Origin of the sequence: Mesorhizobium sp. L-2-11 (assembly GCF_016756595.1) — a bacterium.
Taxonomy (GTDB): domain Bacteria; phylum Pseudomonadota; class Alphaproteobacteria; order Rhizobiales; family Rhizobiaceae; genus Mesorhizobium.
The window spans coordinates 2,202,787-2,226,988 of record NZ_AP023257.1 but is presented as its reverse complement, the minus strand read 5'-3'; the positions used below and the strand labels follow the sequence as shown (position 1 = coordinate 2,226,988).

The window sequence follows — 24,202 nt, the reverse complement described above, 5'->3', positions numbered from 1 at the left end:
TGTGGCCCCTGGCCGGGTGAAGGTCAAGCACCGCAACAGACGCAGACCCGGCCAGCGCCATAGGCCGGCACCATAGGAATAACACGAAGTCGCCTTCAAAACGCCGGCCAATTGCCCTTCGTAGCCGTTAATGCCCACTAACCGGAACCAATCCGGTTGATGAACAGTTTGGGCCGGGATGGGACGCCAAAGGAGGATTTTTGATGAAACGCCAACCACGGATTCTGGCAGGCACGGCACTTGGCCTGCTGATGGCGTCCGCGCCGTTGGGCGCATTCCCGTTGCAGGGCAGCGCCGCGTTCGACCCACCGCAGAGTACCGCCACGCCGTTGATCCCCGTGCAATCGAATTGCCCCGAAGGCGAAGCGGCGGAAGGCTGCCCACCGCAAGCGGAACCGGAGCAGAAGCCTCGCAAGAAGCGCGAGCGGCAGGCTGAATCGGCGCCCGCGGAACAGGCCGCGCCTTCCGGTGAGGAGCAGCAGGGCGGCCAGCGCAGGAAGAAGCGCGAGCAGCAACAACAAGAAGCCGCACCCGCCGAGCGGGCCGCACCTGCCAGCGACGAACAGCCCGAACCGCGCAGAAAGAAGCGGGAGCGGGAGCAGCAGCAGGAAGCCGCGCCGGCCGAACGGCCCGCCGAGCAGGCCGCACCTGCCAGCGACGAACAGCCCGAACCGCGCAGAAAGAAGCGCGACCGCCAACAGCAGGAGGAAGCCGCGCCGGCCGAACGGCCCGCCGAGCAGGCCGCACCTGCCAGCGACGAACAGCCCGAACCGCGTAGAAAGAAGCGCGAGCGGGAGCAGCAGCAGGAAGCCGCACCGGCCGAACGGCCCGCCGAGCAGGCCGCACCTGCCAGCGACGAACAGCCCGAACCGCGCAGAAAGAAGCGGGAGCGGGAGCAGCAAGAGGAAGCTGCACCGGCCGAGAAACCCGCCGAGCAGGCCGCACCTGCCAGCGACGAACAGCCCGAACCGCGCAGAAAGAAGCGCGAGCGGGAGCAGCAGCAGGAAGCCGCACCGGCCGAACAGCCAGCCAGGAAGCAAGCCGGCGAGCAGGCCGAGCCGCTTCCGACCGACCAGCAAACGGCTCCCGCTGAGGGCGACAAGCCCCGGGATCAGGCCAGGGAACGTGGCAAGAAGCCTGCCGACGAACAGCCGGTGACGGGAGAGCAGCCCTCAACCGGCGAGCAGCCCGCCGAGCGCGAACAGGCCGCGCCTGCCGAAGGCGAAGGTCCGGCACAAGGCGAGGCTCCCGTGTTCGACAGCCAGAAGGACGCTAGGCGCAAGCGCAAGGGCGGCAGGGACACGCAAGAGACGGTCGGCCAGGACGCGGGTGGTCAGCCCACCCAGCAGAACGGCGAACAGGCGGAAGCCCCGAAGCCGGCTCCGATCGACCCGGGACCGCCGCCCACCGACGACAGGACGGCCCAGCAGGCGATCAAGCTTGAGAGGATGGTTCGGGCGACCGAGGAAAAAGGCAGACGCGTCGAGCGTGTGCCCGAGGTCGAGGACATTCGCCGCCGTCCACGCCCGCGAGGGGTCGACGTCGTCAGGGAACTCGGAGACCGCGTTATCCTCCAGTTCAACAACCAGACGATCGTGGAAAGCGACGATACCCCGCGCATGCGCCGTGGCGCGCGGAATGTCTACTACGAGGAACTGTCGGGCAATCGCACCCGGGAAATCGTCGAGCGTGACAATGGAATCCAGATCGTCACCATCCGCAACCGCTACGGCGATGTCGTCCAGCGTTCACGCATTGCGCCCGATGGTCGCGAATATGTGCTGAGCTATGTCGATGAGCGGTACTATGAGGACGATGGCGACTGGCGCGATCCGGGCGACGACCTGCCGCCGATTCGGATCGACATTCCGCGCGAGGAGTACATTCTCGATTCCGAGGAGGTCGAGGATCCGGACGACTACTATGCCTTCCTCGAACAGCCGCCGGTGGAGAGGGTGCAGCGCCTCTACTCGATCGACGAGGTCAAGCGCTCGGCCCGCGTGCGCGACATCGCCCGCCGCATCGACCTCGACACGCTGAACTTCGAATTCGGTTCAGCCTCGATCCCCGAGACCGAGGTGCAGAAACTGGAAGGCGTCGCCAGCGCCATGGAGAAGCTGCTGGAGAAGAACCCGGCGGAAACCTTCCTGATCGAGGGCCATACCGACGCCGTCGGCAGGCCGGAGGCGAACCTCGCCCTGTCCGACCGTCGCGCGGAGGCGGTCGCCGAAGCCCTGACCAACGCCTTCAGCATCCCGCCGGAGAACCTGACGACACAGGGCTATGGCGAGGAGTACCTCAAGGTCGACACGTCGGAGCCTGAGCGCGAGAACCGTCGCGTCGCCATCCGCCGCATCACCTCGCTGGTGGCGCCGGTCGCCAGCGCGAATTAACTCGCAGTTCCAGAAACCTGAACTGGTTTCTGGAATCTATGCGGGAAGACGTTGCCCACTCCGGTTTCACCGGGATGGGCGATTTCCGGCAATGAGCCGAGGTTGAAGGAGAATGTAAGTCGCGATTAACCAGGCATTGAATCGCGAGGTCATCCACCCCAGATTCTGGCTAGGGCTTCCCTGCCCTGTCCCGACTCCAGCGGGACACATGAGCCCCGCCGGTACCCCCTCGCCGGCGGGGTTTTGTTTCCGGCTCCAGGCATCCTTAGAACAGTCTCTTCACCTTTGTGTCCGTCCGGGCAAACACCTCGTCCGGCACGAAGAAGTCACCGGCGAGCGGGCCTGTCGCATCAGGCGCATAGATCGAAAAATCGCTGACGCCCTCGGCGCGCAGCACCTCCTCGTCGATGTAGAAATTGCCGGTCGCTTCGCGCGACGGCCTGAGCAGGATCGCGTGCGCGGCATCGGCCATGATATCGGGCGAACGGCTCATCGCCGCCACTGTCGCCCCGCCCAGAAGATTGCGCACCGCTGCCGTATCGATCGTCGAGATCGGCCACAGCGAATTGACGGCGATGCCGTCCCCGGCGAACTCCGCGCTCATCCCCAGCGTGCACATCGACATGCCGAATTTGGCCATCGTATACGCGACATGGTTCTTGAACCATTTGGCCTTCATGTCGAGCGGCGGCGCCAGATTCAAGATGTGAGGATTGTCAGCCAACTTCAGGTGCGGAATGCACATTTTGGAAACCAGGAAGGTGCCGCGTGTGTTGATCTGGTGCATCAGGTCGTAGCGCTTCATGTCGGTTTCCAGCGTGCCGGTGAGCTGGATGGCGCTGGCATTGTTGATGCAGATGTCGATGTCACCGAATTTTTCGACGGTGCTGGCGACCGCCTCGGCCACCTGCTCCTCCTCGCGTATGTCGCACAGCATCGGCAACGCCTTGCCGCCGGCCTGCTCGATCTCCTCAGCCGCCGTATAGATCGTGCCCGGCAGCTTGGGGTGCGGCTCGGCGGTCTTGGCCGCGATCGTCACATTGGCGCCATCGCGCGCGGCACGCAGCGCGATCGCCAGCCCGATGCCGCGCGACCCGCCGGAGATGAACAGCGTCTTTCCCTTGAGCGACATGTTTTGCGTCTCCCTTGCAATTCTGTTGGTCGCGATCCTTGCCCGCGCCGTCGCCGGATACAAGAGCGGGGAGCATCGAGAGATGGTGACGCTGCGGAGCCGCCACGAATCTATGGACTCAACGGCGAAGCAGTATATATTCTGTAAAAAGAGGTTGAATATAGAATGGCCCTGTCGATCAAGAACACCGAAGTCGAGCAATTGGCGCGGGAACTTGCCCGCCGTCGTCGCGTGTCGGTGACGGAAGCGATCCGTCAAAGCCTCGAGCGCGAAGTTGCGCGCGAGCGGCTTGTGCCGCGCGACGAGGCCGACGACCTTTTTCAGCGCCTGATGGCAATCGCCGAAACAGCCGCACAGATACCGAAACGCCAAGATGCGATGACCGAAGACGAAATCCTCGGCTATGACGAACTTGGAATCCCGACGCGATGATCATCGACTCCTCTGCCCTCGTCGCTATTTTGCGCACGGAACCAGGCTATGATCGTTTGGTGCTGGCGATCGCTCAGGCTGAAAGGCGGCTGCTCGCGGCACCGACCCTGCTTGAGACGACGATGGTGCTGGTCGGCCGCTGGCAAGACCAGATCGTCGACCGCTTCGAAGCCTTTTTGCGCACCGCATCGATCGAGACGATCCCTTTTACGGCCGACCATGCCGCTGTGGCCCGTCAGGCCTTCCTGCGCTATGGCAAAGGCCGGCATCCGGCCGCCTTAAATTTCGGCGACTGCATCGCCTATGCCACGGCCCGTCTCGAAGCCATGCCACTGCTGTTCAAGAGCGACGATTTCCGGCTGACGGATATCGAACCGGCTTTGTAGTCCCCGTCAGACCAGCACCAGGCCTTGGCGCATGGCGATGGCGATCGCGTCGGTGCGGTTGGCCGCACCAAGCTTGATCAGGATCGCCGCGACGTGGAACTTGGCCGTATGCACGGAAATGTTCAGGCGCCGCGCAATCACCTTGTTGGGCGCGCCCTCGGCCAAAAGCGCCAGCACTTCGCTCTCGCGCGGCGAAAGCGCCGGCCGGCCGGCGCTCTCGTCGACCGGCTCCTCGTCGGAGAGGTCGTCGTCATGAAAGGCGAAATCGTCATGTCGATCGGATAAGGGGCGGCCCTCGCCCGAGATCCGATAGCCAGCCGCCGCCAGTCGCGCGGCGGCAGCGATCAGCAGATCGTCCGCTGCCGCCGGCAGCACGGCAAACACGGTATCGGCCGGCCGCTGCCGGCTTGCTCGTTGCGACAGAAGCACCCGAGGTATCGCTGTATCGGTAGCCCCGCCCTCGATGCCCCCTCGTTCCAGACTATTCTCATCGACAACCGCGACATCCGCTCTGTCGGCGCTATTGCTGCTATCGGCCACGATCGGCAGCAGATCGCCGGTCGCGGCAAAGGCGGTGGACAGGTGCTCGGCGCGCACGACGTCATCGAGCGCGATCAGCACCGTCAGCCGCCGCCCCGTGATCCCGTGACTTGCCATCGATCTTCTCAGTTCAGCGGCTTTTCGCCGATGGTCAGCGCGACGTCGCGCCGTTCGCCGCCGCGCACCACGCCGAGCGTCACCGACGCGCCGGCGCTGTCCGGCCCGAGCCTGCGGATCAGGTCGCGCGGACCATGCACGGCCTCGCCGTCCCACGACGCGATGATGTCGCCAAGATGCAGGCCGGCCGCCTTCGCCGGGCCATTGTCGTCGAGGCTCATCACCATGGCGCCATGCGTGTCGCCGTTGCGGATTGGATGCAGGCCGGCGCCGAGATAGCCGCGCGCGACATGGCCCTTCTCGCGCAGCGTCGCCACCGCCCGTTCGATCGTCTCGTAAGGCATGACCAGCGCCCGCCGGCGCGGGCCGAACAAAAGCATGCCGATCAGTGCGCCCTTGGCGTCGAGCACCGGGCCGCCCTCGAAACGGCCGCCGGCATTGACGGCCAGATTGATGCGCCGGTCGATTGTACCGCCGCGCATCGAGCGCCAGGCCGGACCGACCTCGCCAACCGTGCCGAATGCAGCGAGCGACGCTCCGTCGCTATTGCCGACGGCAATGGCCAGATGGCCCGGCCGCGCCGTGCCTGCCTTGGTCAGCGGCGGCACGTCCGGCGCGCCGGTCGGCTTGAGAAGGGCGGTCCCGGTGGATGGATCGCGGCCGACCAGCTCAGCCTTCACCTTGTCGCCCGAAGAAAGCGTCAGCTCGATCGCCTCGCCGGCCTCCACCGCCTCCTCGGCAGCGACAAAATAGCCGTCGCGCCAATGGAAGGCGGTCGCGGTGCGATGCTGATGCGTGGCGAAGCTCGCCGTCGCCGGCGCCGCTGCGGCGGCGATATCGGCGATGGCGTCGGAAAATGCGCTCAGATTGAAGTCGCTCATTTTGGTCTCCTGGGTTTTTTTCATACCCCAGATATCGCTCGGCACCGCGTCGGCGGGTACTCGCCTGACGGCTAGTTGGGCGTTTGGACTGGCCATCTGGTCAGGTCGCGGCCGATCCGGCCGCTGCGCACATATAGGCATCCTTCATCTTGCTCTAAAAGATACGGAGCCCTGCCATGTCCCTCCCAGCCCAGCAATTACAATTCGACGATGCGCTGCTCGACGATTATTCGGCAACGGTCGCCGATGCCGTGGACCGCATCGGTCCCGCCGTCTGCCGCATCGAGCGCATCGGTAGCGCCGGCGGCGGCCAAGGCTCCGGCTTCGTCATCACACCGGATGGGCTGGTCGTCACCAACTTCCACGTCGTCGGCGATGCTCGCAGCGTCCGTGTCACGATGCCGGACGGCATCTCCAGAGAAGGCCGTGTTCTCGGCCGCGACCCCGACACCGACATCGCGCTGGTGCGTGCCGACGGCAGCTTTGCCGATATCGCGCCGCTCGGCGATTCCAAGCGCCTGCGGCGTGGCCAGATCGCCATTGCCATCGGCAACCCGCTCGGCTTCGAATGGACCGTCACATCAGGCGTTGTCTCGGCGCTCGGCCGCTCGATGCGCGCCTCCACCGGCCGGCTGATCGACGACGTCATCCAGACCGACGCAGCGCTCAACCCCGGCAATTCCGGCGGACCGCTGGTGTCGTCGGCGGGCGAGGTCATCGGCGTCAACACCGCCATGATCCATGGCGCGCAAGGCATCGCCTTCGCGGTTGCCTCCAACACCGCCAATTTCGTCATTTCCGAGATCATCCGCTTCGGCCGCGTCCGCCGCGCCTTCATCGGTGTCTCCGCCGATACGACAAACCTGCCGCGTCGCGCCGCCCTTTTGTCGCAAGTGTCGAGCAGCACGGCGGTGCGCCTGCGCAGCGTCGAGGCGAACAGTCCGGCGGCGAGAGCAGGCCTGAAAGAGGGCGACATCATCGCCGCCATCGACGGCCGCCCGGTCACCGGCGTCGACGATCTGGTGCGCCTGCTCGATGCCGAGCGCATCGGCCGCGAAACACTGTGCACGGTGGTGCGCCGCTCCGGCATTGCTCAGGTCACGGTGATGCCGGTGGCGCGAAGCTGACCTTTATCGCGGTGCAAAGATCTGGCCAAGCAGCGAAACCAGCAGCACTGCCAACTCGCCAGTCGGATCGAGGTCCGGATCGAAAATGGTCATGTCCATTCCGGTACAGCGCGGATCCGCCACCAGCGCCGCGAGGATGGCGACGAGATCGTCGGGATCGATGCCGGGACTGCCTGGTGAATCCACCGCCGGCATCACCGTCTGGTCGAGCGCATCGACATCGAAATGCACCCAATAGGGCCAGCCGGTTCGCGCCAGCGTGTTCCAGGTCTTTTCCAAAACCTTTGCCGCGCCAAGCTCTCGCACGGCAAAGACATCGATCAGCGTCATTGCAGTCGAATTGATGTCCGGCCAGGCAAAGTCGCGGTCGCGGTTCTCGCGTTCGCCGATCTGAATCACCTGTTCGTCCGCAACAAGGGGGCCTCGGATATCGGGCCAGTCGGTCAGCAACGGCTCGCCGCGTCCGGTGGCGAGCGCAAGGTCCATGCCGGCGGCCGAGCCAAGTGAAGCGTTAATGTCGTAGTTGCCCGGATGGCGGAAATCGCTGTGGCCGTCGACATGGACCAGCGCCAGCGGACCGGATCGCCGTGCGCCAGCCAGTGCGCCAAGCAGGACCGCGCAGTCGCCGCCGACCACCAGCGGGAACTCGCCTTGTCCCAGTGCGCCGGCAACGACTTCGGCAAGTTCGAGATTGAAGCTGCGTATCGCGTTGCCGTTGCGCAGCCGGGTGCCCGGCTGCGGCTCCGTGCTATAGGCAGGCCGATCGAGATCAACCACTTTGAGGGGCGAAAGCGTCTCGATCAAGCCGGCTTCGGTCAATGCCTGAGGCGCACGCCACGTCCCCGGAATATGACCCGGCCTCAGCGGGCGCAGGCCAAGGTTTGAGGGTGCGCGGACAAGGCAGATTTCACGCATGGAGTGGCTCAGGCTGATGAGCCCTCAGCATAGACCGCAAAGACACGACCGGCCATGCGGCTGAAGCCTTCAGGTGATATCTACAGACAGTTCCCGCCAGCCTGTCGCGCTCAGGCCGCCGCGCCTTCAACAAACTGCTCCAGAAACTCGGCGCTCGGCGGGATCGGCTTGATCACGTCGATCAGCACGCCATTGGGATCCTTGGTGATGAAATGGCGCTGACCGAAGGGTTCGTCGCGCAGCGTTCGCAGGATCGGCAGGCCAGCGGCTACGACCCGCTCGTAGACCGCATCCGGGTTCTTGACCTCGAAATTGATCAGCAGGCCGGAGGTACGGCCACGCCCCTCCTCAGGAATCGTCTCGTGGTCGCCTTGGACGATGCCGAGATTGACGCGGCGATCCTCGGTGGATTGCAGATGCACGTACCAGTCGCTCTCGAACAGCGGCTTGAAGCTGAAATGCGCGACATAGAAGGCTTTTGTGCCGGCAACGTCGCCGGTCATCAGCACCGGGTAATAGCTTGTCGTCTTCATCTTTCCTTCTCCCGTCAAATAACATACAGTCTGCATGTAAATATCCACTAACATACAGGCTGCATGTATGCAACAGGAATCTGCGCGCCGCTCCAACCGCGATCGTACCGAAGCGACGCGCGCCGACCTGATATCAGCGGCGCGAAAACTGTTCACCGAAAAGTCCTATTCGGAGACTGGCACGCCCGAGATCGTGGCTACGGCCGGCGTCACGCGCGGCGCGCTCTATCATCACTTTGCCGACAAGCAGGCGCTGTTCGCCGCCGTGGTCGAGCAGGAGGCTGCGGCGGTAGCTGAAGAGATCGAGCGCGCCTCGCCGCCCTCGCTGTTTGCCCGCGACGCCCTGATCGCCGGCTCGGATGCCTATCTTGCCGCCATGCGCGCACCCGGCCGCACCCGGCTCCTGCTGCTCGACGGACCGGCCGTGCTCGGCCGCGCCGCCATGGACGAAATCGACAACCGCCACGGCAACCGCTCGCTGCGCGAGGGTCTCGTCGCCGCGATGCGCTCGCAATCGATGATGAGATTGCCGGTGGAGGCGCTGACCGCGCTTCTTGCCGCAGCCTTCGACCGCGCGGCGCTCGCTATCGAGGCCGGCGCTTCAGCCGCAGACTATCGCGCCGTTCTCATGGCGCTGATTGATGGGCTGTCTCCTCAGGCGCCTGGTTCGGTTCGAACTCGTTGAAACAGCCAAGCTGGCGCTTGAACTGGTCGATCAGCCAGGCCGCAGCCGGCTTCGGGCTGCGGTCGGGGCGGTGCATGGCATAAAGCGGCGAGCGGACTTCGCGATACGGCTCCAGATCGAGCTCCACCAGCCGGCCGTTGGCCACATCGTCAGCAATCAACCATCGCGGCAGTCCGCCCCATCCCAACCCTTCGCGCATCAGCGCATGCTTGGTTCGCATATCCGTAAGTCGCCAGGTGCGGTAGGCATAGACGCCGTAGTCGCGCCCTTTGGTGCGCTCGGACTGGTCGCTGACGACAAGTTGGATGTGTTCGCGCACCTCCTCCAGCGGCACCGGCTTGGGAAGCAGCGCCAGCGGATGGCTTGGCGCGGCCGCCGGCACCATCGACATGAAGCCAATGCGCACAAGATGCACGTCGACCTCGCCCAGCAGGCCACCAATACCGAGATCGGCATGTCCATTGACGACATGATCCGGGATCAGCCCGAGGGTACCGATATGCAGGCGCAGCATCACGGTTGGAAATTGCGCCTCGAACGCCTTCAACACGCGCACCAGCACGGTAGAAGGCAGCGTCGCATCGACCGACAGCGCGACTTCAGCCTCCAGGCCTTGCTTGTGGCTGTCGACGCGAGAGCGGATGCGCTGCAATACGCCGACCATGCGCCGCGCATCTTCCAGCGTCGCCCGGCCGACATCGGTCAGATGCGGCTCGCGCGTGCCCTCGCGCTCGAACAGTTTCAGCCCAAGCTGTGCCTCGAGATTGGCGATAGCGTAGCTGATGACCGACTGCGCTCGGTTGAGCTTGCGGCCGGCGGCAGAGAAACTGCCGGTGTCGGCGACGGTGACAAGAATCTGAAGCTGATCGAGCGTCGGGTTTGGTTGCATCGTTCTATCCACTATTTAGATGGAACATACATAAAATATACCGGTTTTTCAAATGGGTCAGCAAGTCCATATAGGTCGGGACAGATCATTCCAACCCTGGAGACCCGCCATGTCCATCCTACTCGTCACCTCGAGCCCGCGGGGCGCTGCCTCGCATTCGACCCGCATCGCCACTGAACTTGCAGAAAAGCTGCTTGCCGCCGATCCTTCGGCCAAGCTGGTCGTTCGCGATCTCGTGGCAAACCCGCTGCCGCATATCGATCCAGACTATTCGGCCGGCATCTATACGCCAGCCGAGGCCCGCACCCAGCGCCAGGCCGAGGTCGTCGGTGTTTCGGATGCCGTGGTGGACGAACTGTTTGCGGCCGACACCATCATCCTGGCCACCGGCTTCATCAATTTCGGCATTTCGTCGACGCTGAAATCCTGGGTCGATCACGTCGCCCGTTCCGGCAAGACTTTCGCTTATGGCGAGAGTGGTCCGAAAGGCCTCGTCACCGGCAAGAAGGTCTACGTCGTCCTCGCCTCGGGCGGCATCTATTCGGAAGGCGCTGCCGTGCAGATGGATCACGCCATCCCTTACCTGCGCAGCGTGCTTGGCTTCATCGGCATGACCGACGTCGAAGTCATCCGCATCGAAGGCGTCGGCATGGGGCCGGATGCGGTCACTGCCGCCCTGGCCAAGGCATCAGCCACGGTGGATGCGGTGGTGACATCGACCGAAAGCAAACAGGCGGCGGCGGCGTAGGCCACCAGCCGTCGGTAACTTGAAATCAAAGGCAGGCGCCCGACAGGGCGCTTGCCTTGATCGTCTTTACGGAAGATGCGACGGAAACCGAACGGATCTCACCCGAACATCTTCTCGCCCTGCTCGTCGACCAGCTGAATGCCCTTTTTGATCGAGATGTCGACAGCGTCGTCGAGCCCGGCGAAACGATCGGCGCGGATGAATTTGTGCTCCTTCACCACGCCGTCGATCTCCTTCGAAACCACGCCGCAGGTCTGGTATTGGCCCTCCGCCTTGTACGGCGTGGCGCTGATCAAAAATCCCTTGTGCTCGATCTGCTTTGCCGGTGCAGCACTCTTTGGCTCGCCCGCGTCACCGCCGCCGCCGAAAAGACGTTTCAGAAAAGACATGGGCGCGCCCTCCAACGGCAATCATCCTGTATCACATAGCGTGATTCAGGATGATTTCACTAGCGGTCGTTAGACAAACGGGCAAGGGCCGCATCCCGGGGCAGCCCGGGCCATTGACGAACAGGATTTCTGTGCCGCTTACCAGCGGCCCTTGCGCCGATTCCAGGCATGGAGAAGATCGGCGAAGCGATCATAGGCATAGCGCGTCAGCGGCAGGACGGCGCGGTTGCCGAACAGCGCTGCCAGCCAGCCCTCGCCCGGCGTTCTCAGCCAGACGGCAATTGCAACGTCGGCGCCGACCAGCAGCTTGCCGTCCGCATCGATTGCGTGCAGCCGGCGGCGGATGTCGTCCAGCGACACGCCGTATCCGGCCAGCGCCGCCGGTTCGGCATTGATGTCGCGAAACGCAATCCGCCCGGCCTTGATCGCCTCGACCAGCCGCCGCTTCTGCCTGACGATGCCGGCATCGCAAACCGGACAACGTGTATTGTACCAGATGGTCAGCAGAGGCTTGGGCATGGGTCTCGAGACGCGAGCTGAAGTGCGGCGCTGACTATCCGGGAAATACCCTCGCCCCGCAACATTTCGGCCAGCCACCTTCGGACCAGCCGCCTTTGGGGCCAGCCACCTTTGGGCGGATTGGCCGGGCGCCGTCGAGCGGCGCCTGACCGTCGGATCTCCGGCAGCTTGCGCGAGCCGCAACGCCTCACCCGAGCGAGGCGATGATTTCGCGATAGGCCAATTCCGGGAACGCCTTGAGCGTCCGCGTCCTCACGTTGCCGGCTGTCGCCAGCATCAGCGAGAAACGAGCGAGCACCGCATCGTCAGGCGCTTCGACGACCGCCACCATATCGCATTCGCCCATGGTGAGATAAAAAGCCTTGAACGAGCCGCCCATGTCTCCCAGCAGCTTCTTGGCGGCATCGAGCCGCTTCGGCGACTCGCGCACATTTCTGGCGCCCTGCTCAGTCCAGTTGATCAGCACGATATAGGTTGTCATGTACACCTCCCTCCGGAGGCCTCGGAGCGCGGCGTCACTGCCGGGGCGGGCATCCGGGTTTGTCGCCCAGAAAATGCATCCGACACGCGATTATCCTCCCACAGCCGGTATGCTGCAACAACAACCGCACGTCGCGGGACCATCTCTGCGGCACGATCGAAAAAGGGCGCCGCAGCGCCCTTTAAATTGCTTATTCGTCATCCGGCATCAGCTGTCGAGGAAGCTCCGCAGCTTGCGCGAGCGGCTCGGGTGCTTGAGCTTGCGCAGCGCCTTGGCTTCGATCTGGCGGATTCGCTCGCGGGTGACCGAGAACTGCTGGCCGACTTCCTCCAGCGTGTGGTCGGTGTTCATGCCGATGCCGAAGCGCATTCTGAGCACGCGCTCCTCGCGCGGGGTGAGCGAAGCGAGCACCCGTGTCGTCGTCTCGCGCAGATTGGCCTGGATCGCCGCGTCGATCGGCAGGATCGCCATCTTGTCCTCGATGAAATCGCCGAGATGCGAATCCTCCTCGTCGCCGACCGGCGTTTCGAGCGAAATCGGCTCCTTGGCGATCTTCAGCACCTTGCGCACCTTTTCCAGCGGCATGGCGAGCTTTTCCGCCAGTTCCTCCGGCGTCGGCTCGCGGCCGATCTCGTGCAGCATCTGGCGCGAGGTGCGCACGATCTTGTTGATCGTCTCGATCATGTGCACGGGAATGCGGATGGTGCGCGCCTGGTCGGCAATCGAGCGGGTGATCGCCTGCCGGATCCACCACGTCGCATAGGTCGAGAACTTGTAGCCGCGGCGGTATTCGAATTTGTCGACCGCCTTCATCAGGCCGATATTGCCTTCCTGGATCAGGTCGAGGAATTGCAGGCCGCGATTGGTATATTTCTTGGCGATGGAAATGACGAGGCGCAGATTGGCCTCGACCATTTCCTTCTTGGCGATCGCGGCTTCGCGCTCGCCCTTCTGCACCTGGTTGACGATCCTGCGGAATTCCTGGATCGAGATCGCCGTCTCGGTGGCGAGGTTCTGGATCTCGGCGCGCAGGTCGCGGATCGCGTCCTTTTCGTTCTTGGTGAATTCCTTCCAGCCGCGCGAGGTCAGATTGCCAATCGAGATCACCCAGTTCGGATCGAGCTCAGAGCCCTGGTACTCCTTCAGGAATTCCTCGCGGCGCACGCCATAGCTTTCGGCCAGCCGCAACAGCTTGCCTTCGTTCTGCACCAGGCGCTTGTTGATGTCGTAGAGCTGCTCGACCAACGCCTCGATGCGCGCCGTGTTCAGGGATAGCGACTTCACCGCCTTGATCAGCTGGTCCTTCAGCTCCTTCAACCGGCGGTCCTGGCTGGGCGACAGCGTGCCGGCGGCAGCCAGCCGGTTCTCGACCTGCTGGTCCTGCAGCTTGCGCAACTTCTTGTAGGTGTCGGCGATGACGTCGAGCGTCTCCATCACCTGCGGGCGCAGCTCCGCTTCCATCGCCGCCAGCGACAGGCTGGCTTCGTCCTCGTCTTCCTCGTCGTCATCCGTCAGACCGCGCGTGTCGCCGCCGACATTGGTGATGTCGTCCTCGTCCTCGCGCGAACGGCGCGGTTTTTCGTCGGTCTTAGATTCTTCGATCCGCTCGACCACCGGCGCCTGCTTGGCCTCCGGCCCGGCATAGGTCGCTTCGAGGTCGATGATCTCGCGCAACAGGATCTTCGATTCGTTGAGCTCGTCACGCCAGATGATGATGGCCTGGAAGGTCAGCGGGCTTTCGCACAGGCCCGCTATCATCGTCTCGCGGCCGGCCTCGATGCGCTTGGCAATCGCGATTTCACCCTCGCGCGACAGAAGCTCGACCGAGCCCATCTCGCGCAAATACATGCGAACCGGATCGTCGGTACGATCGGTCGGCTCTTTCTTGGTGGTCGTCGCAGCAACCGCGGTGCCGGTCTGCTCGGCCAGTTCGTTGGCGTCTTCCTCGGCGTCGGCAGCCGCATCGGCGGCTTCGGGCTCCTCGCCCTGCTCGTCGTCCTCGACCACGTTGATGCCCATGTCGGAGAGCATGGCCATCGTATCCTCGATCTGCTCGGAGGTCACTTCCTCCGAGGGCAGCACCGAATTCAGTTCGTCCATGGTGACATAGCCGCGCTTCTTGGCGGCCTTGATCATCTTCTTGACAGCATCGTCGGAAAGGTCGAGCAGAGGGCCATCAGTGGCGCCTTCACGTTCGGTCTCGACCTCTTCCTTTTCTTTTGTCGCCATTCTTTATTTTCTCCAAGCGGCCAGGTATCTAGCCGCATAAGTATCTAGCCGCGTAAGCTGCCGTACCGGTTAAATCAGATGCGCTCGCGCTAGAACGCGTTTCCCCGGGCCAGTAACTGCATCTCTCATTAAGTCCAGATTAACCCTGGTATCTGTGGCAGGCTGGCTGCCTGTCCAGTGACCGGTACCTCACATCGCTGCATTTCCGTCGACGCCGGCGCGGGTTAACGTTTCGAATCGTCCTGATTCCGTCATTCTGCCAGAAGGTCAAGCGCCTCTCGCATGATTCGCATGAAAAAAGCGAATCATTTACCCGACTTGAAGCGCCGCGGCTGATTCGGCGTGCAAGCACGGTCTGCACTTTCACTCTTCGTAAGCTTCGACCTACACCCGCCCAGCCCGGCCCGACGACACGCCGAACCCTTCAATCAGCGCTTCCGTTGCTTGCACATCACGGAATTGCGCCTGGATCTCGACGAGATGCCGGTAATTTTCGTCCGTGGGATCGCTGGCGAGCGCCGCTTCTGCCTGTTTCAGCTCCTTATGTAAGGTGCGCGCGCTGCGCTGCAAGTGGAGCGCCTGGCTGAAGGCGTCGCGGGCATCGTCAAGTCCGGCTGTTTCCAGCGCTGGCCATTGCCGCGCCCGTTTGATCAGCGCCACCACGCGTGCCCAGATCTCGCCGCAGCCGGCCCGTTCGATCGTCGCGATCACCGCGTTGCGGTCGTTGGCCATGTCATGCGCCATCGCATCGAGGATCGCCGTGTGCAATCGCTTCAGATCGGTGTTGGCGAGGTCGAGGAACTCGACATGGGCGAAATTCTCGTCGATCAGCGCCGGATGATTGACAAGAGCTGCGATGATCGTCGCCTCGCGCACCGACATCCCCTCGCTGCCGCGCTTGACCAGCGCCGAGCGGCCAAGGCTTTCGGTGATCGCGGTGCGTCCGCCGGGGTTACCGCCGCGTGCGAACTGTCCGCTAGGAACTGAGCCCTTGCCCTGAAAACGCCCACCGGGCCGCCCATCTTGACGCCCCCCTGGATAGCCTTGGCGCGCCCCACGCTGCGCGCCGAAAAAGCTTAGCACCCGCTCGCGCATTTCCTGTTGGTAGTGATAGCGCAAGCTCTCGTCCCGAATCCGGCTGGTCAGTTCGCGCAGCGTTTTTTCCAGTTCCGCCCGTCGTTCCGGCGTGTCGAAGATGCCGCCGGCCGTTTCGCGCATCCACAAAAGGTCGGCGAGCGGCCGCGCCTCGGAAAGCACGGCGCGAAACGCGTCCGGTCCTTCGGCCTTGACCAGATCGTCGGGGTCCTTGCCTTCGGGCAGAAGCGCAAAGCGCACCGAGCGGCCTGCCTGGACCGCCGGCAGCGCCATGTCGGCGGCGCGCCATGCCGCCTTCAGTCCGGCCTGGTCGCCATCGAAGCACAGCACCGGCTCGCCGGCCATCCGCCACAGCAGTTCGAGCTGGTTTTCGGTCAGCGCGGTGCCGAGGGGCGCCACGACATTCTCGAAACCGGCCTGCGCCAGCGCAATCACGTCCATATAGCCTTCGACGGCGATGACCGTGCCGCCCTTGGCCAGCGCCCCCTTTCCCAGTGCCCCCTTTCCCAGTGCTTGGCGAGCACGGGCGAAATTGTAGAGCACATTGCCCTTGTGGAAGAGCTCGGTGTCGGGCGAATTCATGTATTTGGCAAGCGCATCGGCTGCCAGCGCCCGCCCGCCAAAGGCGATTATCTTGCCTCTGGAATCCGGGATCGGGAACATGATGCGGTCGCGGAACCAATCGTAGGAGACCGGAACGTCGTCGCCATGGCGCACCAGCCCGCAGGCTTCGATATCGGCCTTGGGCACGCCCTTGGCGGCAAGATGCTCCTTCAGCGCATTGCGGCTGTCGGGCGCATAGCCGAGCCGGAACGACTGCTGCGTCGCCGGCGTCAGCCCGCGGTCGCGCAGATAGGCGCGGGCTTTTGCGCCTTCCGGTCCCTGCAGCCGCTCCTGGAAGAAGGCGGTCGCCATTTCCATGATTTCGGTCAGGCTGGCGCGTTCCTTTTCGCGCCGTTCCTCCTCGGCATCGCGAACCGGCATCGGCACGCCGGCCATGTCGGCGATCTTCTCGACCGCTTCGGGAAAGCTCATTCCGTCGAGTTCGGTGAGGAACTTGAAGTGGTCGCCCGAAACCGAGCAGCCGAAGCAATGGTAGCGGCCCTTCTTGTCCTCGCAATGGAAGGACGGGCTCTTCTCGCCATGGAAGGGACAGCACGCCCAATAATCGCCGCGCGGCGCGTTGGTCTTCTTCCTGTCCCACGCCACGCGCTGGCCGATTACCGATGAAATCGGCACGCGGTCGCGTATCTCGTCCAGGAAGGTAGGTGGAAAGCGCATCGGGAACGGCTCGTTTGTCCTCCATATAATCACGCCGGCGAAACCCGACGACTCCTAATGCGGACCATACCCGGTTTTCACAGGGCAAAAGAAGGCGGCCGTTGCGGCAGCCTTCTTTCCTATTCCGGCATAGTGCCGGTCGACGTTGTGACGGTCAGTGCGCGGCGATCGCGCCGAAGATGATGCCGGAGACGACGCTAACCAAGAGATAGTCGTTGCCGACGCGGATCCATTCCTGGCCGCGGCCCGGACGACGCAGGCCATAGTGGCGATAGTCGCGGATCGAATGGTGACGCTTCCAGCTCGAATATTTCTGGCCGTTGCGCCAGCGGTTCCTCTTAACGACGACTTTCTTCTTCACCACGACGCGCTTCTTCACGTCGACATGCCTGTCCGGCTCCTTCCAGCCAAGCTTGCTGTAGGTCGACTGCGGCGCGTTCAGCGGCGCTGCCTGGCCCTGCAGCGACGTGGCAGCCAGCATCGAGACGGCGACTGCGGAAAGAATGATGCGTTTCATCACCGGGTACTCCCTGGTTGTCGATGCCCAAGCAATAGAGCCCGAAGAATGAACCGAAACTGAACATGAGAATTGCGTTTTTTTAATGATTTCATATATTTAGAATAGCTAATTCAACACTCCACTCAAACCGGACCTGAAGCTGTCGCCCGCACTTGACCGCGCGGTCATCCGGAAGCCGGCCGGCAATGCAACCATTTTGCGATCCAGCCATTTCCGACACGCCCTGTCGCGCAACAGCCTGCCGAATCGGGCAAAATTTATTATCCGGCTAAAAGCAATCGTAGTAGTATCGACGTTTGCAATGTCTTTGATTCGCCCTCTTTTGCCTCTTTGCCGTCACGGCTGCCATATCGCTGGTGGCTGTCGGAATGCGAGCCTGACATGAGCGGTTCGGTCGTTTTGCTGCATCTTGCCGGCGCGGTGGCGCTGATGCTGTTTGCCACCCGCCTGGTGAAGACGGGTGTCGAGCGCGCCTATGGCGATGTGCTGCGCCACAAGCTGCGCGCCACCATGCGCAATCCTTTCATGGCGGTTCTGGCCGGCTGCGGCCTGGCGATCGCCCTGCAAAGCTCCACCGCCGTCACCTTGCTGGTCGGCTCCTTCGCCGGCGCCGGCATCGTCAGCGGCATATCGGGCCAGCTTGCCGTGCGCGGCGCCGAGATCGGCTCGGCGCTGGTGGTCAAACTGCTCACCTTCGACCTGTCGCTGCTGGTGCCGGTCTGTCTTGTCGCCGGCACCGTCATGTTCATGGCCACCGAGCGGCGCGACTGGCGCCAGTTCGGCCGCATCCTGGTCGGCATCGGCCTGCTGGTGCTGTCGCTGGAAATGATCGGTCAGGCCTCGGAGCCGCTGCGCCAGAGCACGCTGATGCCAGTCGTCGTCGATTACTTTTCCGGCGACCCGGTCACCGCCTATCTGCTGGCGGCGCTGGTCACCTGGCTGTTCCATTCCTCGATTGCCGCGGTCCTTTTGATGGTGACGCTCGCCGGCCGCGGCTTCATCCCGCCCGAACTCGGCATCGTGCTGGTGCTCGGCGTCAATCTGGGCTCGTCGATCATCGCGCCGCTGCTCACCCGCAAAGCCGAGCCGGGCGTGCGTGTCGTACCGGTCGGCAATCTCCTGATGCGCGGCATGGGCTCGCTGGCCATGCTCATCCTGTTCCTGTGGTTGAAGCCGCCGGTCGCCTTTCTCGGCGCCACCGTGCCCGACCAGATCGTCAACGCCCATATCCTCTTCAACGTCCTGATCCTGGTTGCCGGCCTGCCACTGGCCGGCCTCGTCTACCGCGTTTCGGAAAAAATCGTGGCGCTCGGCACCAAACCGGCACCGGCAGAAGCGCTCGACGTCGTCGAATTGTCCGCGCTCAACGACAGCGCCCTCGATGTGCCGAGCCAGGCGCTGGCCAACGCCACCCGTGAGGTGGTGCGGGTATGCGAGACGGTCGAGATCATGCTGAAGCGCATCATCGAGCTCTATGAGAGCGCCGACGCCGACAAGATCAAGGCGCTGGCCGCGCTCGACGACCGCGTCGACAAGAAACATGCGTCGATAAAGCTCTATCTGGCCAAGGTCACCAGGAACCCGCTGAGCGAGGACGAGGCACTGCGCTGCCAGGAGTTGATCGGCGCCTGCGTCAAGCTCGAACAGGTCGGCGACATCATCGTGCGCAACATGCTGGTGCATGTCAGAAAGAAGCTCGAGCGCGGGCTGGAGTTCACGCCCGAGGGTTGGCGTGAGCTTAGCGCCTTCCACGCTTCGGTGCTCGCCAACGCGCGGCTTGCCTTCAACGTGCTGGTCTCGCGCGATCCGGAGACCGCCCGCCAGCTGGTGCTGGAAAAGGATCGGCTGCGCGACCGCGAGAAGGAGACCAGCGCCAGCCATTTCGTGCGGCTGCGCGACGGCACCGCCAAGAGCGTCGAGACCAGTTCCATCCATCTCGACACTATCCGCGACCTGAAGCAGATCAACTCGCTGCTCGCCTCGATGGCCTACCCGGTGCTCGAGGAACGCGGCCTGCTCACCGGCTCGCGGCTGAAGGCCGGATAGATCGGGCCCAGCGCCGGAATTGCCGTGGAGCCGGCGCGCGAAAATTAGTCTTTGCTAACCCTGCCGTCTGTCGGCTAGAGCGGGATGAGATTTATGGGAGTCGTGGGATTCCCAAATCAGCGATGATCTGATTCAACCTTGCTGCTGGGCAGGAGGCCAGCATTGATGGTTGGATATTCAATGGACCTGCGCGAACGGGTTGTTGCGGCGGTCAAGGTTGAAGGGCTTTCGCGGCGCGCGGCGGCTGCTCGATTTGGCGTCAGCTACAGCGCGGCGATCGAGTGGCTGAAGCGGGTGGAACAGACGGGGAGCGTGGCGCCCCGCCAAGTGGGCGGCTACAAGCCGAAGAAGATATCGGGAGCGTGGCGCGACTGGCTTGTCGAGCGCTGCCGGGAGAAGGACTTCACCTTGCGCGGGCTTGTGGCCGAACTTGGCGAGCGTGGCCTGAAGGTTGACTACCGCTCGGTGTGGGAGTTCGTGCACGCCGAGAAGCTGTCTCACAAAAAAAGACGCTGATCGCCGCCGAGCAAGATCGTCCCGATGTTGCGCGCCGACGGAGGCAATGGGTTCTGTATCAGGACCGGATCGACCCCGCCCGCCTGGTGTTCATCGACGAGACCTGGACCAAGACCAACATGGCCCCGCTCAGGGGTTGGGCACCGGTCGGACAGCGGATCAAGGCCAAAGTTCCCAATGGCCACTGGAAGACAATGACCTTTCTGGCTGCGCTGCGTCATGATCGCGTCGAAGCGCCCTGGCTCATCGACGGGCCGATCAACGGCGAGAGGTTCCTCCTCTATGTCGAGAAGGTTCTCGTGCCCACTCTCCAGCCGGGCGACATCGTTGTGATGGACAATCTCGGCAGCCACAAAGGCAAGGCCGTGCGTCGCGCCATCCGAAAGGCCGGCGCGAGGCTCTTCTTCCTGCCGAAATACTCGCCTGACCTCAATCCGATCGAACAGCTCTTCGCCAAGCTCAAGCACTGGCTGCGAAAGGCCGCAAAGCGCACCGTTGAAACGGTCTGCAACGCCATCGGCCAGATTCTCAACCGCGTCACACCGCTCGAGTGCTCAAATTACTTCGCAAACTCAGGCTATGACCGCAGGTAATCTCATCCCGCTCTAGAGCATTTTTCAGCCAACCGTCTTCGCTTAAAATCCGCCGGGAGGAAAGTCGATGGATACCCATTCGCGCAGTTTCGCCAAGGCGCTTTCCTGGCGCGTCACCGGCACGGTCGACACGATAATCATTTCGCTTATCGTGACAGGCAGCATCAAGCTCGCTGCGGCCATCGGAGTGACCGAGGTCATCACCAAGTCGCTGCTCTACTATTTTCACGAGCGGGCGTGGTTGAAAATCCCCTACGGGAGGAAGACGACGGCCATCTAGCCCGGATTTCTCATACTGGCCTTGTGCGGCCGGAGCATGGCTGAACCGATCAAGAAAACCTAGAGCGGCGTCGAGCCATGCTCAATGCCGGTTATGGCTATCGAAGTCTGCCGGTGGTTGGCGAAATGGCCATGCTGGTCGCCGTGGCGGTCGCGCTTGCCTCGCATATCTGGGCCGAAACGCGATGCCGCGCTGGCTGCCGAATAATCGGCAGCCGCTACAGGTCGATGCGATAGCGCAGGCTTTCGGCGCCGCCATAGGCAGCATCCTCGAAGAATCGCCCGACGAGCCGTCCGCCATTGGCCAGGACCACCTTCCGCGAGGCGAGATTACCCGGCTTGGCAGTGATCTCGACGAAGGGCAGTCCGAGCGCCCTCGCCTCACCGAGCATCAGCCTCACTGCCTCTGTCGCATAGCCGCGCCGCCGCTTCCATGGCACTACGGCATAGCCGATGTGGCCGAGCACATGTGGCGGCAGCTCGGCGGTGCCGCGTTGCCAGCGAAGGCCGATCGATCCGGCGACTTCGCCGTCCCAGATCCAGCGCCGGAATCCCGGCAGGCGCGGCACTTTCGTCCCATCGGGCAATGTGATCGGACCACCCTTGGCATCGGGGTCGTCGAGATCGGCGAGGAAGGCCGTTGGGTCGTTGTCGATGGCCGCAAGCTGCTCGCGCGTCGCCTCCATCAGCCGCACATTGTCCGGCGACCAGCCGCGCTCGAGGGCGGCCTTGTACGACGGCAGATGTTCAAGCGCCGGTTTGACGAGTTCGACCATGGGGAAGATCGCTCCGCTGCCGCCCTCATATCTCCGAAGTTGATCTTCAGGGGCGGCTTTCTAAAATCAAATGTCTTCGATTGGGTCCACCTGTTTTGGAGTGAACACAATGGCCGAGCACAGGTCTGAGAAGTCGGCGAAGGTCGCCGCCGAGCGGGTCACAACAACCAAACCGCGCAAGGCGACGCCGAAGCCGCAGTCCGGCAAGAAAGCGAAGCCGGCACTCCTGGCAGGCGGCAACCCCCAGATCGCCAAGGCCGAAGGTGACGCCCCAGTGCAGGCCTACATCGCGGCCATGCCGGGCTGGAAAAGCGATGTCGGGCGCCGCCTCGACGCAATCATCATGCGCACCGTCCCCGGCGTGCACAAGGCCGTCAAATGGAACTCGCCGTTTTACGGCATCCAGGGCCAGGGCTGGTTCCTGTCGTTCCACGTCTTCACCCGCTACGTCAAAGTGACGTTCTTCCGGGGCACTTCACTGCGTCCTGTTCCTCCCGGCCAGTCCAAGCACAAGGACGTGCGCTACCTCGACATTTATGAGGACCAGCTCGACGAAGCTCAGTTCACCGCCTGGGTGAAGCAGGCCAGCCAATTGCCAGGCGAACGACTGTGAGATGCATCTTGGATCAGCCAAGGGCGTCTGCAAGCACCTCATTCAAGCGGGCAAACGCGGCGGGCTCGTCTGGCGCATGGGCCGGATTAACTTCTGTGACGGTCAGGCCGCGCCATTGCATCAGGGCGGTCAACTGCTTTAGCACGAAGGCGGCCTGCTCCAGTTTGAGACCGTCGCAACGGCGCACATTCTCAGCAATCGGAAAATCGATAAAGGAGAGCACATCGACATCGAAGTGAATAAGCACGCAGTCAAACCGCGCCGCCCATTCGGTCGCGCGCGTCGCCGCCGCCTCGATATCACTCAAAGCTTCCTCACGCGATATGACCTTGATCGCATTATCCCTGATGGCGGTGGCTTCGGGCGGAGTGATGTTCTCGACGCCGAAATAGAGGAGTTGCTGAGGCACGAGCATCGGATGCGTTGGGCCGAGGCCGGCGAGCGAAGGCTCGCATCCCGGGATGTCGAGCAGATGAGCGACACCAGTCCAGTCCAAGGCGCCGTCGCTCGTGTCAGGTGTGTTGAGATCGGCGTCGAAGTCCATGTAGACGAGTCCGATCCGCGCTCCGGCCGCGTTCGCTCCAGCGACCGTTCCCAGTTCCACAGTACAGTCGCCGCCCAAAACAAGCACGTCCTCCTGCGCTGAAATCGCCGTCGCCACATGGCTTGCGACCAAGTCACAGGCCCCGCGCACGGCCTCCAGGTTCATGGCCTGCGGCCGCGAAGGATCCGGCCGCCAGCGGAACGATGCAACATCGCCATGATCCCTGATGGTTCTGCCTCGGCTGGCGAGCGCCTCTGCGAGCCCATGCCGCCGAAACGCCGCGGGGGCTTGTTCCTGCCCTGGCGAATAGGCGCCGGCGCTGGTGGCGGCGCCGAAAATGTTCAACAAACGCGCCGCCAAATCGAAGCTCCATTTTTCGTATGATCCTGGTTGCAAAACGGGTCTGGAGCGACGAAGGTTCCTCGTCGACGTCGAGAGTTTGTTGCCCGCGCCGGAACGGCAAACGGCTCATCGTATCGAAGCCGTCGTGAGACGCCAGACGCCGACGTGCACAAAGCCACTGGGACCAAGCATGACCAAACGACAACAGCCATGAAGAAGAGCGGCTCGAAGGAAGGAGCAGGAGGAGGCACTCCCTCTCAGTCGATAGATGCGAGAATCAACGAGTTGGGCGACTGGCGGGGCGAGATGCTCGCTCGGGTCCGAACCCTCATCAAGCAGGCCGATCCCGAAGTGGTCGAGGAGTGGAAGTGGAGAGGGGTTCCGGTGTGGGAACACGCTGGAATTATCTGCACCGGTGAGACGTACAAGAATGTGGTGAAAATGACCTTCGCCAAGGGCGCCTCGCTGGAGGACCCTTTCTGGCCTCTTCAACTCCAGCCTCGAAGGCAACACCAGGCGCGCCATCGACATCCATGAGGGCGACCAGATCGATGACGAGGCGTTGAAGGCGCTCATTCGCGCCGCCGTGGCACTGAACCTGTCGGTGTGAGCTGCTCGCTCTCGGAAACCAAAGAACGCTTGAGGATCATCCGGCCGGGCTGGCGCCTCGCGCTCGCCTCTTTCGAGGCTTTTTTTTGAGTATCGCTGCAGCGGCAAATCCTACTGCAGCAGTCCCTTGACGATGCCGCTCGCCTTGGAGAAATCCATCTGGCCCGCGTATTTCTCCTTGAGCACGGCCATAACCTTGCCCATGTCCTTGACGCCGCTGGCGCCGGTCTCGGCGATGGCGGCGCGGATCGCCGTTTCGGTCTCGGCCTGGCCCAGTTGCGTCGGCAGGAAATCGCGGATGATGGCCATCTCGTCGCGCTCCTGCGCGGCAAGCTCTGGCCGTTTGCCGTCGTCGAAAGCCTTGGCCGACTCTTCGCGCTGCTTCACCATTTTGGCCAGGATCTGCAGGATCTCGTCGTCGCTGGCCGGCTCCTTGCCGGCGCCGCGATTGACGATGTCGCGGTCGTGAATGGCCGCCTGGATCAGCCGCAATGTCGGCAGCCGACGCTTGTCCTGCGCCTTCATCGCGCTCTTCAGGGATTCGGCGATTTTGCCGCGCATGATGCTTTCTCCTTCGAATGCGACGGACAAT

26 protein-coding genes and 1 pseudogene are annotated in these 24,202 nt (G+C 63.2%); 12 read left to right on the top strand and 15 right to left on the bottom strand.

The genetic code is table 11. The annotated features are described in order from the left end of the window. The first annotated feature begins 203 nt into the window (after positions 1-203). A complete protein-coding gene (locus JG739_RS10710) occupies positions 204-2,393 on the top strand; it encodes an OmpA family protein (RefSeq protein WP_202367406.1) in 2,190 nt (729 codons plus the stop codon). 265 nt (positions 2,394-2,658) lie between these two features. Here JG739_RS10710 and JG739_RS10705 read toward each other — a convergent pair whose 3' ends face one another. Beyond that, a complete protein-coding gene (locus tag JG739_RS10705) occupies positions 2,659-3,525 on the bottom strand; it encodes an SDR family oxidoreductase (protein ID WP_202366435.1) in 867 nt (288 codons plus the stop codon). Positions 3,526-3,690: 165 nt separating this feature from the next. Between JG739_RS10705 and JG739_RS10700 the strand changes: the two genes are divergently transcribed. Next, positions 3,691-3,957, top strand: coding sequence for a type II toxin-antitoxin system VapB family antitoxin (locus JG739_RS10700; RefSeq protein ID WP_202366434.1), 267 nt, complete (start codon positions 3,691-3,693; stop codon positions 3,955-3,957). Next, positions 3,954-4,343, top strand: coding sequence for a type II toxin-antitoxin system VapC family toxin (locus tag JG739_RS10695; RefSeq protein WP_202366433.1), 390 nt, complete (start codon positions 3,954-3,956; stop codon positions 4,341-4,343). Before JG739_RS10700 ends, JG739_RS10695 begins: the two co-directional genes overlap by 4 nt. Positions 4,344-4,349: 6 nt before the next feature. On the opposite strand, the gene JG739_RS10690 is transcribed toward JG739_RS10695, so the two are convergent. Both JG739_RS10690 and JG739_RS10685 read right to left on the bottom strand, forming a co-directional pair. Then, the gene (locus JG739_RS10690; RefSeq protein WP_202366432.1) at positions 4,350-5,000 is read right to left on the bottom strand and encodes a helix-turn-helix transcriptional regulator; all 651 of its coding nucleotides are present in this window, start codon (positions 4,998-5,000) and stop codon (positions 4,350-4,352) included. An 8-nt stretch (positions 5,001-5,008) separates the two neighbouring features. Beyond that, the gene (locus JG739_RS10685; RefSeq protein WP_202366431.1) at positions 5,009-5,881 is read right to left on the bottom strand and encodes a S1C family serine protease; all 873 of its coding nucleotides are present in this window, start codon (positions 5,879-5,881) and stop codon (positions 5,009-5,011) included. Positions 5,882-6,057: 176 nt separating this feature from the next. Between JG739_RS10685 and JG739_RS10680 the strand changes: the two genes are divergently transcribed. After that, positions 6,058-7,008 carry a S1C family serine protease gene (locus JG739_RS10680; RefSeq protein ID WP_202366430.1) on the top strand — a complete coding sequence of 317 codons (951 nt, stop codon included), beginning with the start codon at positions 6,058-6,060 and terminating at the stop codon, positions 7,006-7,008. A gap of 3 nt (positions 7,009-7,011) precedes the next feature. Here the strand turns inward: JG739_RS10680 and JG739_RS10675 are convergent, their stop codons facing one another. Both JG739_RS10675 and JG739_RS10670 read right to left on the bottom strand, forming a co-directional pair. Beyond that, on the bottom strand, positions 7,012-7,923 hold the full coding sequence (locus JG739_RS10675) for an arginase family protein (protein ID WP_202366429.1): 912 nt from the start codon (positions 7,921-7,923) through the stop codon (positions 7,012-7,014). 110 nt (positions 7,924-8,033) lie between these two features. Next, positions 8,034-8,456 carry a VOC family protein gene (locus tag JG739_RS10670; RefSeq protein ID WP_202366428.1) on the bottom strand — a complete coding sequence of 141 codons (423 nt, stop codon included), beginning with the start codon at positions 8,454-8,456 and terminating at the stop codon, positions 8,034-8,036. Between the two features lie 67 nt (positions 8,457-8,523). On the opposite strand from JG739_RS10670, the gene JG739_RS10665 reads away from it, so the two are divergent. Further along, on the top strand, positions 8,524-9,141 hold the full coding sequence (locus JG739_RS10665; RefSeq protein WP_202366427.1) for a TetR/AcrR family transcriptional regulator: 618 nt from the start codon (positions 8,524-8,526) through the stop codon (positions 9,139-9,141). Here the strand turns inward: JG739_RS10665 and JG739_RS10660 are convergent. Beyond that, a complete protein-coding gene (locus JG739_RS10660) occupies positions 9,083-10,030 on the bottom strand; it encodes a LysR family transcriptional regulator (RefSeq protein ID WP_202366426.1) in 948 nt (315 codons plus the stop codon). The genes JG739_RS10665 and JG739_RS10660 overlap by 59 nt on opposite strands. Positions 10,031-10,139: 109 nt before the next feature. Between JG739_RS10660 and JG739_RS10655 the strand changes: the two genes are divergently transcribed. Beyond that, on the top strand, positions 10,140-10,778 hold the full coding sequence (locus JG739_RS10655; protein WP_202366425.1) for an FMN-dependent NADH-azoreductase: 639 nt from the start codon (positions 10,140-10,142) through the stop codon (positions 10,776-10,778). Positions 10,779-10,876: 98 nt separating this feature from the next. On the opposite strand, the gene JG739_RS10650 is transcribed toward JG739_RS10655, so the two are convergent. The 6 genes from JG739_RS10650 to JG739_RS10625 all read right to left on the bottom strand — a co-directional run bounded on the left by JG739_RS10650 (position 10,877) and on the right by JG739_RS10625 (position 17,289). Continuing rightward, positions 10,877-11,167: an HlyU family transcriptional regulator gene (locus JG739_RS10650; RefSeq protein ID WP_202366424.1), complete on the bottom strand. Its 291-nt coding sequence runs from the start codon at positions 11,165-11,167 to the stop codon at positions 10,877-10,879. 138 nt (positions 11,168-11,305) lie between these two features. Next, on the bottom strand, positions 11,306-11,686 hold the full coding sequence (locus tag JG739_RS10645) for a thiol-disulfide oxidoreductase DCC family protein (protein ID WP_202366423.1): 381 nt from the start codon (positions 11,684-11,686) through the stop codon (positions 11,306-11,308). A 187-nt stretch (positions 11,687-11,873) separates the two neighbouring features. Next, positions 11,874-12,167 carry a GYD domain-containing protein gene (locus JG739_RS10640; protein ID WP_202366422.1) on the bottom strand — a complete coding sequence of 98 codons (294 nt, stop codon included), beginning with the start codon at positions 12,165-12,167 and terminating at the stop codon, positions 11,874-11,876. A 207-nt stretch (positions 12,168-12,374) separates the two neighbouring features. Continuing rightward, positions 12,375-14,396 carry an RNA polymerase sigma factor RpoD gene (gene rpoD / locus JG739_RS10635; RefSeq protein ID WP_202366421.1) on the bottom strand — a complete coding sequence of 674 codons (2,022 nt, stop codon included), beginning with the start codon at positions 14,394-14,396 and terminating at the stop codon, positions 12,375-12,377. Between the two features lie 384 nt (positions 14,397-14,780). Next, positions 14,781-16,772 carry a DNA primase gene (gene dnaG / locus JG739_RS10630; protein ID WP_202366420.1) on the bottom strand — a complete coding sequence of 664 codons (1,992 nt, stop codon included), beginning with the start codon at positions 16,770-16,772 and terminating at the stop codon, positions 14,781-14,783. Positions 16,773-16,926: 154 nt separating this feature from the next. Beyond that, positions 16,927-17,289 carry an RcnB family protein gene (locus tag JG739_RS10625; RefSeq protein WP_202366419.1) on the bottom strand — a complete coding sequence of 121 codons (363 nt, stop codon included), beginning with the start codon at positions 17,287-17,289 and terminating at the stop codon, positions 16,927-16,929. Between the two features lie 384 nt (positions 17,290-17,673). Between JG739_RS10625 and JG739_RS10620 the strand changes: the two genes are divergently transcribed. The 4 genes from JG739_RS10620 to JG739_RS10605 all read left to right on the top strand — a co-directional run bounded on the left by JG739_RS10620 (position 17,674) and on the right by JG739_RS10605 (position 20,963). Beyond that, positions 17,674-19,338, top strand: a complete 1,665-nt coding sequence (locus JG739_RS10620) for a Na/Pi cotransporter family protein (protein ID WP_202366418.1) — start codon at positions 17,674-17,676, stop codon at positions 19,336-19,338. Between the two features lie 165 nt (positions 19,339-19,503). After that, positions 19,504-20,447, top strand: a protein-coding gene (locus JG739_RS10615) for an IS630 family transposase (protein WP_446720497.1) whose coding sequence is annotated in 2 segments (ribosomal slippage) — positions 19,504-19,840 and positions 19,840-20,447 — 945 coding nt in all. Because the reading frame shifts where the segments join, the coding sequence is not laid out codon by codon here. Between the two features lie 67 nt (positions 20,448-20,514). Continuing rightward, positions 20,515-20,727 carry a DUF2061 domain-containing protein gene (locus JG739_RS10610; protein ID WP_202366417.1) on the top strand — a complete coding sequence of 71 codons (213 nt, stop codon included), beginning with the start codon at positions 20,515-20,517 and terminating at the stop codon, positions 20,725-20,727. Positions 20,728-20,804: 77 nt separating this feature from the next. Beyond that, positions 20,805-20,963, top strand: coding sequence for a hypothetical protein (locus tag JG739_RS10605; RefSeq protein WP_202366416.1), 159 nt, complete (start codon positions 20,805-20,807; stop codon positions 20,961-20,963). Here JG739_RS10605 and JG739_RS10600 read toward each other — a convergent pair. Then, positions 20,945-21,502 (bottom strand): GNAT family N-acetyltransferase, encoded by a 558-nt coding sequence (locus JG739_RS10600; RefSeq protein WP_202366415.1) that lies wholly within the window; start codon positions 21,500-21,502, stop codon positions 20,945-20,947. The two genes, JG739_RS10605 and JG739_RS10600, sit on opposite strands and share 19 nt — an antisense overlap. 109 nt (positions 21,503-21,611) lie before the next feature. Between JG739_RS10600 and JG739_RS10595 the strand changes: the two genes are divergently transcribed. Continuing rightward, positions 21,612-22,115: a DUF1801 domain-containing protein gene (locus JG739_RS10595; RefSeq protein WP_202366414.1), complete on the top strand. Its 504-nt coding sequence runs from the start codon at positions 21,612-21,614 to the stop codon at positions 22,113-22,115. Between the two features lie 13 nt (positions 22,116-22,128). On the opposite strand, the gene JG739_RS10590 is transcribed toward JG739_RS10595, so the two are convergent. Beyond that, entirely contained in the window at positions 22,129-23,019 is an 891-nt protein-coding gene (locus JG739_RS10590; RefSeq protein ID WP_202366413.1) for an arginase family protein, read from the bottom strand. Positions 23,020-23,211: 192 nt separating this feature from the next. Here JG739_RS10590 and JG739_RS10585 point away from each other — a divergent pair. Further along, positions 23,212-23,611: pseudogene (locus tag JG739_RS10585) on the top strand (DUF1801 domain-containing protein). 110 nt (positions 23,612-23,721) lie between these two features. On the opposite strand, the gene JG739_RS10580 reads toward JG739_RS10585, so the two are convergent. Then, on the bottom strand, positions 23,722-24,171 hold the full coding sequence (locus tag JG739_RS10580) for a GatB/YqeY domain-containing protein (protein ID WP_202366412.1): 450 nt from the start codon (positions 24,169-24,171) through the stop codon (positions 23,722-23,724). Between the last annotated feature and the right edge of the window lie 31 nt (positions 24,172-24,202).

Excerpts from the sequence above, each read along its gene's own strand:
- JG739_RS10710 (WP_202367406.1), top strand. The coding sequence starts at position 204 with ATGAAACGCCAACCACGGATTCTGGCAGGCACGGCACTTGGCCTGCTG.
- JG739_RS10705 (WP_202366435.1), bottom strand. The coding sequence starts at position 3,525 with ATGTCGCTCAAGGGAAAGACGCTGTTCATCTCCGGCGGGTCGCGCGGC.
- JG739_RS10700 (WP_202366434.1), top strand. The coding sequence starts at position 3,691 with ATGGCCCTGTCGATCAAGAACACCGAAGTCGAGCAATTGGCGCGGGAA.
- JG739_RS10695 (WP_202366433.1), top strand. The coding sequence starts at position 3,954 with ATGATCATCGACTCCTCTGCCCTCGTCGCTATTTTGCGCACGGAACCA.
- JG739_RS10690 (WP_202366432.1), bottom strand. The coding sequence starts at position 5,000 with ATGGCAAGTCACGGGATCACGGGGCGGCGGCTGACGGTGCTGATCGCG.
- JG739_RS10685 (WP_202366431.1), bottom strand. The coding sequence starts at position 5,881 with ATGAGCGACTTCAATCTGAGCGCATTTTCCGACGCCATCGCCGATATC.
- JG739_RS10680 (WP_202366430.1), top strand. The coding sequence starts at position 6,058 with ATGTCCCTCCCAGCCCAGCAATTACAATTCGACGATGCGCTGCTCGAC.
- JG739_RS10675 (WP_202366429.1), bottom strand. The coding sequence starts at position 7,923 with ATGCGTGAAATCTGCCTTGTCCGCGCACCCTCAAACCTTGGCCTGCGC.
- JG739_RS10670 (WP_202366428.1), bottom strand. The coding sequence starts at position 8,456 with ATGAAGACGACAAGCTATTACCCGGTGCTGATGACCGGCGACGTTGCC.
- JG739_RS10665 (WP_202366427.1), top strand. The coding sequence starts at position 8,524 with ATGCAACAGGAATCTGCGCGCCGCTCCAACCGCGATCGTACCGAAGCG.
- JG739_RS10660 (WP_202366426.1), bottom strand. The coding sequence starts at position 10,030 with ATGCAACCAAACCCGACGCTCGATCAGCTTCAGATTCTTGTCACCGTC.
- JG739_RS10655 (WP_202366425.1), top strand. The coding sequence starts at position 10,140 with ATGTCCATCCTACTCGTCACCTCGAGCCCGCGGGGCGCTGCCTCGCAT.
- JG739_RS10650 (WP_202366424.1), bottom strand. The coding sequence starts at position 11,167 with ATGTCTTTTCTGAAACGTCTTTTCGGCGGCGGCGGTGACGCGGGCGAG.
- JG739_RS10645 (WP_202366423.1), bottom strand. The coding sequence starts at position 11,686 with ATGCCCAAGCCTCTGCTGACCATCTGGTACAATACACGTTGTCCGGTT.
- JG739_RS10640 (WP_202366422.1), bottom strand. The coding sequence starts at position 12,167 with ATGACAACCTATATCGTGCTGATCAACTGGACTGAGCAGGGCGCCAGA.
- rpoD (WP_202366421.1), bottom strand. The coding sequence starts at position 14,396 with ATGGCGACAAAAGAAAAGGAAGAGGTCGAGACCGAACGTGAAGGCGCC.
- dnaG (WP_202366420.1), bottom strand. The coding sequence starts at position 16,772 with ATGCGCTTTCCACCTACCTTCCTGGACGAGATACGCGACCGCGTGCCG.
- JG739_RS10625 (WP_202366419.1), bottom strand. The coding sequence starts at position 17,289 with ATGAAACGCATCATTCTTTCCGCAGTCGCCGTCTCGATGCTGGCTGCC.
- JG739_RS10620 (WP_202366418.1), top strand. The coding sequence starts at position 17,674 with ATGAGCGGTTCGGTCGTTTTGCTGCATCTTGCCGGCGCGGTGGCGCTG.
- JG739_RS10610 (WP_202366417.1), top strand. The coding sequence starts at position 20,515 with ATGGATACCCATTCGCGCAGTTTCGCCAAGGCGCTTTCCTGGCGCGTC.
- JG739_RS10605 (WP_202366416.1), top strand. The coding sequence starts at position 20,805 with ATGCTCAATGCCGGTTATGGCTATCGAAGTCTGCCGGTGGTTGGCGAA.
- JG739_RS10600 (WP_202366415.1), bottom strand. The coding sequence starts at position 21,502 with ATGGTCGAACTCGTCAAACCGGCGCTTGAACATCTGCCGTCGTACAAG.
- JG739_RS10595 (WP_202366414.1), top strand. The coding sequence starts at position 21,612 with ATGGCCGAGCACAGGTCTGAGAAGTCGGCGAAGGTCGCCGCCGAGCGG.
- JG739_RS10580 (WP_202366412.1), bottom strand. The coding sequence starts at position 24,171 with ATGCGCGGCAAAATCGCCGAATCCCTGAAGAGCGCGATGAAGGCGCAG.